7 protein-coding genes and 1 pseudogene are annotated in these 6063 nt (G+C 72.6%); 7 read left to right on the top strand and 1 reads right to left on the bottom strand.

What is annotated here, in order from left to right:
• The 7 genes from RIF68_RS24050 to RIF68_RS24020 all read left to right on the top strand — a co-directional run.
• The coding region (locus tag RIF68_RS24050; protein ID WP_309053377.1) for a small basic family protein at window positions 1–193 on the top strand (193 nt) is incomplete at its 5' end.
• A 5-nt stretch (window positions 194–198) separates the two neighbouring features.
• On the top strand, window positions 199–1266 hold the full coding sequence (locus RIF68_RS24045) for a DUF881 domain-containing protein (protein ID WP_375165070.1): 1068 nt from the start codon (window positions 199–201) through the stop codon (window positions 1264–1266).
• Between the two features lie 79 nt (window positions 1267–1345).
• Window positions 1346–2287 (top strand): FHA domain-containing protein, encoded by a 942-nt coding sequence (locus RIF68_RS24040; protein ID WP_309053378.1) that lies wholly within the window; start codon window positions 1346–1348, stop codon window positions 2285–2287.
• A gap of 28 nt (window positions 2288–2315) precedes the next feature.
• The gene (locus RIF68_RS24035; RefSeq protein ID WP_309053376.1) at window positions 2316–3056 is read left to right on the top strand and encodes a MerR family transcriptional regulator; all 741 of its coding nucleotides are present in this window, start codon (window positions 2316–2318) and stop codon (window positions 3054–3056) included.
• Between the two features lie 53 nt (window positions 3057–3109).
• Window positions 3110–3577 carry a bifunctional nuclease family protein gene (locus RIF68_RS24030; protein ID WP_309053375.1) on the top strand — a complete coding sequence of 156 codons (468 nt, stop codon included), beginning with the start codon at window positions 3110–3112 and terminating at the stop codon, window positions 3575–3577.
• Between the two features lie 184 nt (window positions 3578–3761).
• Window positions 3762–4379 carry a MerR family transcriptional regulator gene (locus tag RIF68_RS24025; RefSeq protein WP_309053374.1) on the top strand — a complete coding sequence of 206 codons (618 nt, stop codon included), beginning with the start codon at window positions 3762–3764 and terminating at the stop codon, window positions 4377–4379.
• An 80-nt stretch (window positions 4380–4459) separates the two neighbouring features.
• Window positions 4460–5881, top strand: a complete 1422-nt coding sequence (locus RIF68_RS24020; protein WP_309053373.1) for a DNA polymerase IV — start codon at window positions 4460–4462, stop codon at window positions 5879–5881.
• Window positions 5882–5939: 58 nt separating this feature from the next.
• On the opposite strand, the pseudogene RIF68_RS24015 reads toward RIF68_RS24020, so the two are convergent.
• Window positions 5940–6063 (bottom strand): annotated as a pseudogene (locus RIF68_RS24015) (PRC-barrel domain containing protein); the annotation flags it as partial.

Below are 6063 nucleotides of genomic sequence, written 5' to 3'. Positions count from 1 at the left end.
GCTCGACGGCATCTTCGTCGACAAGGTGTTCGTGGTGTCCTTCCTGTCGAACGTCGTGGTCGCCGCGCTGATCGTCTTCCTCGGCGACAAGCTGGGCGTGGGCGCGCAGCTCTCCACCGGCGTGGTGGTCGTGCTCGGCATCCGGATCTTCTCCAACGCGGCCGCCATCCGGCGCCACGTCTTCCGGGCGTGAGGCCGATGAGCGAGCAGCCCGAGCGCCCCGAGAACGCCGGCGACCCCCGCGCCTCCGGGGACGCCGAGAAGCCCCGCCCCGCGAGCGGCGCCGGCACGCCCGAGGGGCCGCGCGTCCCTGGGAGCCCGAGCGTTCCCGAGGCCCCCCGCACTCCCGAGGTCCCGGCCGGGTCCGAAAACCTTCCGCCCGCCGGGCGGCCCGGCCCGGCCGGTGCCCCGGGAGGCGGCGCCGAGCCGCCGCGTCCCGCATCGGAAGGCCCCGCGGCGGGGCCGGCCGGGCCGGCCGCGGCGCCCCTGCCGCCCGCCGCCCCTTCCGTACCCCCCGTCCCGCCGCCCGCGGCCCCCGCCGCCGAGCCGCTGGGACGGCGGCGGCTCGCCGACGCGCTGTGGCCGCCCCGCGTCACCCGGGCCCAACTCGTCGTCGCCCTGCTGCTGTTCGTCCTCGGTCTGGGGCTCGCCATCCAGGTCTCCTCGACCAGTGACAACAGCGCCCTGCGCGGGGCCCGGCAGGAGGACCTCGTCCGCATCCTCGACGAACTCGACGACCGGACCCAGCGCCTGGAGGACGAGAAGGCCCGCCTGGAGCAGCAGCGGTCGGAGCTGGAGTCCAGCTCCGACCAGGCCGAGGAGGCCCGTAAGCAGACCCAGGAGAAGGAACGCCAGCTCGGCATCCTCGCCGGCACCGTCGCCGCCGAGGGGCCCGGCATCACCCTCACCGTCACCGACCCGGCCGGGGCGGTCGAGTCCGACATGCTCCTCGACGCCATCCAGGAGCTTCGCGCGGCCGGTGCGGAGGCGATCCAGGTCAACGGCGTCCGCGTCGTCGCGGGCAGCTATTTCACCGGTAGTGGTGACGAGATGCGGATCGATGGAACGAAGGTGGCCGCTCCGTACGTCTTCAAGGTCATCGGCAAGCCGGAGGATCTCGAGCCCGCGCTCAACATCCCCGGCGGTGTCGTCCAGACCCTGGAGAAGGAGCAGGCCACGGCCACGGTGGAGCGGTCGGCGAAGATCGTCGTCGACGCCTTGCGACCTGCGAAGCGGCCTGACTACGCTCGGTCGTCCTCGCAGTGAGAGGGGCGAGGGGGGTCCCGCGACATGGGCTCGGCGTTGCGGGGGGTCGGCGCACCACAACGGTGGTGCGTGGTGGAAACTGTCCGGAGGATACGGACGTTGTGAAGGTGTCCGGGTCGGCAGGTGTGATGGATCTCGGTTCGTCCTGCCCCACGGGCGGGTCTGTTTCGGTCAAGGGGAATCGCCCGTGAAGTTGTTTGCGAAGTTGTTCGGCAAGAGCGCACGCGAGGACGGCGGCAACGCCAGGCACCGCGCGCAGCGCCACGCCCAGAGCGAGGAACAGGGTGGCGAGCGCCCCCTCTTCCGTGACGAGGTCGGTGGCCGGGGGGGTGACATTCCGGGCACACAGGGCGCGTCTTCTGTTGACCCTGCCGGGGCCGCCCGCATAGGTTTCGGAGAACCATCAACCTCAAGTACGGGTGGAGGGTTCAACCCCGATCCGTATGCGACACAGACCTCCGCGGGGCAGCCGCGGCAGGAGGATGCGTCCATGCCGGTGTGTACGAGGTGCGGTCACCGCAACGCGGCCGACAGCCGCTTCTGCTCCCACTGCGGCGCGCCGCTGCGGGGCGGGGTCGCCGCCGAGCGGGCGTCCGAGACGACGTCGACGATCTCCATCTCGGGGCTCGAGGCGTACGACTCGGAGACCACCGGCCAGATCGCGATGCCGTCGCTGTCCCCCGAGGCGCTGGCGGCCGTCGAGGCGCTGCCGCCGGGCTCCGCGCTCCTGGTGGTCCGCCGCGGCCCGAACTCGGGCAGCCGGTTCCTCCTGGACGGCGAGCTGACCACGGCGGGGCGTCACCCGCAGAGCGACATCTTCCTCGACGACGTGACGGTCTCCCGCCGCCACGTGGAGTTCCGCCGGGGACAGGACGGCACCTTCACGGTGTCGGACGTGGGCAGCCTCAACGGCACCTATGTGAACCGCGAGCCCATCGAGTCCGTGGTTCTGTCCAACGGCGACGAGGTGCAGATCGGCAAGTACCGGCTGGTCTTCCACTCGAGCCAGCGGGGCGCCTGACGTCCCGGAGAACCTTCAGGGAAGGTCCATGCTGCGAACACCGACGGGCGGTGCCGGTTCCGGCGCCGCCGGCGCGGGCGACCGGCTGGTCAGCATCGGCACGGTGCTCAGCCAGCTGCGCGACGAGTTTCCCGAAGTGACGATCTCCAAGATCCGGTTCCTGGAGGCCGAAGGCCTGGTCGAGCCCCGGCGCACGGCCTCCGGGTACCGGAAGTTCAGCCCGCAGGACGTCGAGCGGCTCGCTCGGATCCTGCGGATGCAGCGGGACCACTACCTTCCGCTGAAGGTGATCCGCGAGCATCTCGACGCCCTGGCGCGGGGTGAGCGGGTCGCGCTGCCGGCGCCCGGCCGGCGCGACCCGGCGGCCGACGGGGACGCGGCCGACCAGGAGCGGCCGACGGCCGTGCGGATCGGCAGGGCCGAGCTGCTGGCCGCCACCGGGGTCGGCGAGAGCGAGCTGGCCGAGTGGGAGTCCTACGGTCTGATCGCGGAGACGGCGGGCGGCGGCTACGACGCCGGGACCGTGACCGTGGCACGGCTCGTCGCGGACCTCGGGAGGTTCGGTCTCGAACCCCGGCACCTGCGTGGTGTCAAGGCGGCCGCGGACCGTGAGGCGGGGCTGGTGGAGCAGGTGGTCGCGCCGCTGCGCCGGCACCGGAATCCGCAGACCAGAGCCCATGCGGAGGCCACCGCGAAAGAGCTCGCGGCCCTGTCCGTACGGCTCCACGCGGCGCTGGTCCAGACCGCGCTCGGGGTCCGTCTGCCGTGATCTTGTCCGGGCCCGACTATCCAAACCGGTCGGGCACGTCCTAGGGTTGCTGTGTGAACGAGCTCGACGTTGTGGGTGTCCGGGTCGAAATGCCCTCGAACCAGCCGATCGTGCTCCTGCGCGAAGTGGGAGGCGATCGCTACCTCCCCATCTGGATCGGACCGGGGGAGGCGACGGCCATCGCCTTCGCCCAGCAGGGCATGGCGCCGCCGAGGCCGCTGACGCACGACCTGTTCAAGGACGTGCTGGAAGCCGTCGGCCAGGAGCTGACGCAGGTCCGCATCACCGATCTGAGGGACGGGGTGTTCTACGCCGAGCTGGTCTTCGCCAGCGGCGTGGAGGTGAGTGCCCGGCCGTCGGACGCGATAGCGCTGGCGCTGCGGATGGGTACGCCGATCTTCGGCAGTGACGGTGTCCTGGACGACGCCGGCATTGCGATTCCGGACGAGCAGGAGGACGAGGTGGAGAAGTTCCGCGAGTTCCTCGACCAGATCTCACCGGAGGACTTCGGGAGCCAGTGACCGACGGCCGGGAGCCGTTCGCGGGGCGCTGTCAGAGCATTCGAGTAGCCTTTCCCCGGAGAGGGACACGGGAAACCACCCTCAGGGTGATTATCACTCGGCGTGCCGAGTGTGGCGATCGTTGACGCACCCCAAGTGACTGCCTACCTTCGTGTGGGCAGGTCAAGGACGGAGGGTCGGCGTGATGAGCAGCGCGGACGGTACGGCAGGGAGCTCCCTCGGACGCGTGTCCGGAGAGAGCGGTCCGTATCCGCTTCACGACAGGGTGGGCGACTTCGGCACGGACGCGGGTGAGGGCCTGGCGGACGACGCCGTGGGCTACCGCGGTCCGACGGCCTGTGCGGCGGCCGGCATCACCTACCGCCAACTGGACTACTGGGCGCGCACCGGGCTCGTGGAGCCGAGCGTGCGGCCCGCCTACGGGTCGGGGACGCAGCGGCTGTACAGCTTCCGCGACGTCGTCGTCCTGAAGATCGTCAAGCGTTTCCTCGACACGGGCGTGGCCCTGCAGAACATCCGGGCCGCCGTCCAGCACCTGCGGGCGCGGGGCTTTCGCGACCTCGAACGCATGACGCTCATGAGCGACGGTGCCACCGTGTACGAGTGCTCCTCGCCCGACGAGGTGGTGAGCCTCCTCCAGGGCGGTCAGGGCGTCTTCGGCATCGCCGTGGGCGTCGTCTGGCGCGACGTGGAGGCGGCCCTCTCGCAGCTGCACGGCGAACGGGTCGACACCGGTGAGACGCTGATCGGGCACAATCCGGGCGACGAGCTGGCCCGCCGGCGGCGCGACCGGGCCGTCTGAGCCCGCGGTACGGCTGGCCCGGTCCGGCCGGTCCCCTGTCGGTGGGTCCGATGTCAGTGGCATGGGGCAGCATCGGAGGCGTGAGAGCCGCGCCGACGATCCTGCATCTGGACATGGATGCGTTCTTCGCCGCCGCCGAACAGGCGGCCAAGCCGAGCCTGCGCGGAAAACCGGTGGTCGTCGGCGGGCTCGGGCCGCGTGGCGTGGTGGCCACCGCCTCCTACGAGGCGCGGCGCTTCGGGGTGCACTCCGCGATGCCGATGGGGCAGGCGCGGCGGCTCGCACCGAACGCCGCCTATCTGGTGGCGCGCTTCGCCTTCTACCGGTCGATCAGCGAGCAGGTGATGGAGCTGCTCGGGCGGTTGTCGCCGCTCGTGGAGCCGCTGAGCCTGGACGAGGCCTTCGTCGACCTGGAGGCCGGGGGAGTGGCCGACGACAGCGCGAGCGCGCGGGCCGCCGGGGAGCGGCTGAGGGCCGACATCCTGGCCGCCACCGGCCTGACCGGTTCCGTCGGCCTCGCCGGATCGAAGATGATCGCCAAGATCGCCTCGGAGGAGGCCAAGCCGGACGGGCTCGTCCTCATCGAGCCGGGTACCGAGCGGGAGCTCCTCGGGCCCCGCTCGGTGCGGATCCTGCCCGGCGTCGGTCCGGCCACCGGGGAGCATCTGCGGCGGGCCGGGATGACCACGGTCGGCGACCTGGTGGAGGCCGGTGAGGACGAGCTCGTACGGCTCCTGGGGAAGGCGCACGGAGCCTCGCTGTACCGGATGGCCCAGGGGTACGACGACCGGCCCGTGGTGGCGGAGCGGGACGCCAAGTCGGTGTCGGTCGAGGACACCTTCGACGTGGACCTGCACGACCGGGTGCGGATCCGCACGGAGGTGGAGCGGCTCGCCGAGCGGTGCGTGGGGCGGCTGCGCGCCTCGGGGCACTCCGGGCGGACCATCGTCCTCAAGGTGCGGCGCTACGACTTCTCGACGCTGACCCGCTCCGAGACGCTGCGCGGGCCCACCGACGACCCGGTGGTGGTGCGGGAGGCGGCCGCGCGGCTCCTGGAGGCGGTGGACACGACGGGCGGCGTGCGGCTCCTGGGCGTCGGGGTCAGCGGCCTCGCCGACTACACGCAGGAGGATCTCTTCGCCCAGTTCGCGGAGGTGGCGGAGGCCGCGGCCGGCGGGCGGGACGCCGGGGAGGCCGAGGCCGTCGCGGCGGAGCCCGCCGCCTCGCTTCCGGGCGGGCCAGGGCAGGCCGCTCCGGTCGAGGAGCGGCGCTGGTCCCCGGGGCAGGACGTACGGCACGCCGTGCACGGGGCGGGCTGGGTCCAGGGCAGCGGGGTCGGGCGCGTCACCGTCCGCTTCGAGGAGCCCTGGTCCGCGCCGGGGCGGGTGCGGACCTTCGCCGTGGACGATCCGGATCTGGAGCCGTCCGAGCCGCTTCCGCTGGTGCGGGGGACCGGTGGCCCGGAGCGTTCGGAGGCGGCGGGCGGCGGAGCGGCGGCCTGACGCGCCGCCCGGCCCCCGGACGTACGCCCGGGCGCCCCGACACCGGTGTGCGGCTCTTTCAGGGGCCGTCCTGGCCCGCCAGACGCCCGAAGTCCGTGTCCGGGGCGTCCTCGGGAGGGGGCGGCAGGGCGAGGCTGTAGTGGCGGTAGAGCTGGAGTTCCTGCTCGGGGGAGAGGTGCCGG

It is taken from the genome of Streptomyces sp. (genome assembly GCF_031178505.1).
GTDB lineage: Bacteria > Actinomycetota > Actinomycetes > Streptomycetales > Streptomycetaceae > Streptomyces > Streptomyces gulbargensis.
The sequence above is the reverse complement of the archived record's forward strand: the minus strand, read 5'-3'. Positions and strand labels throughout refer to the sequence as shown.

Bases quoted from the DNA above. Each gene is read 5' to 3' on its own strand.
- RIF68_RS24045 (WP_375165070.1), top strand. From the start codon at position 199: ATGAGCGAGCAGCCCGAGCGCCCCGAGAACGCCGGCGACCCCCGCGCC.
- RIF68_RS24035 (WP_309053376.1), top strand. From the start codon at position 2,316: ATGCTGCGAACACCGACGGGCGGTGCCGGTTCCGGCGCCGCCGGCGCG.
- RIF68_RS24025 (WP_309053374.1), top strand. From the start codon at position 3,762: ATGAGCAGCGCGGACGGTACGGCAGGGAGCTCCCTCGGACGCGTGTCC.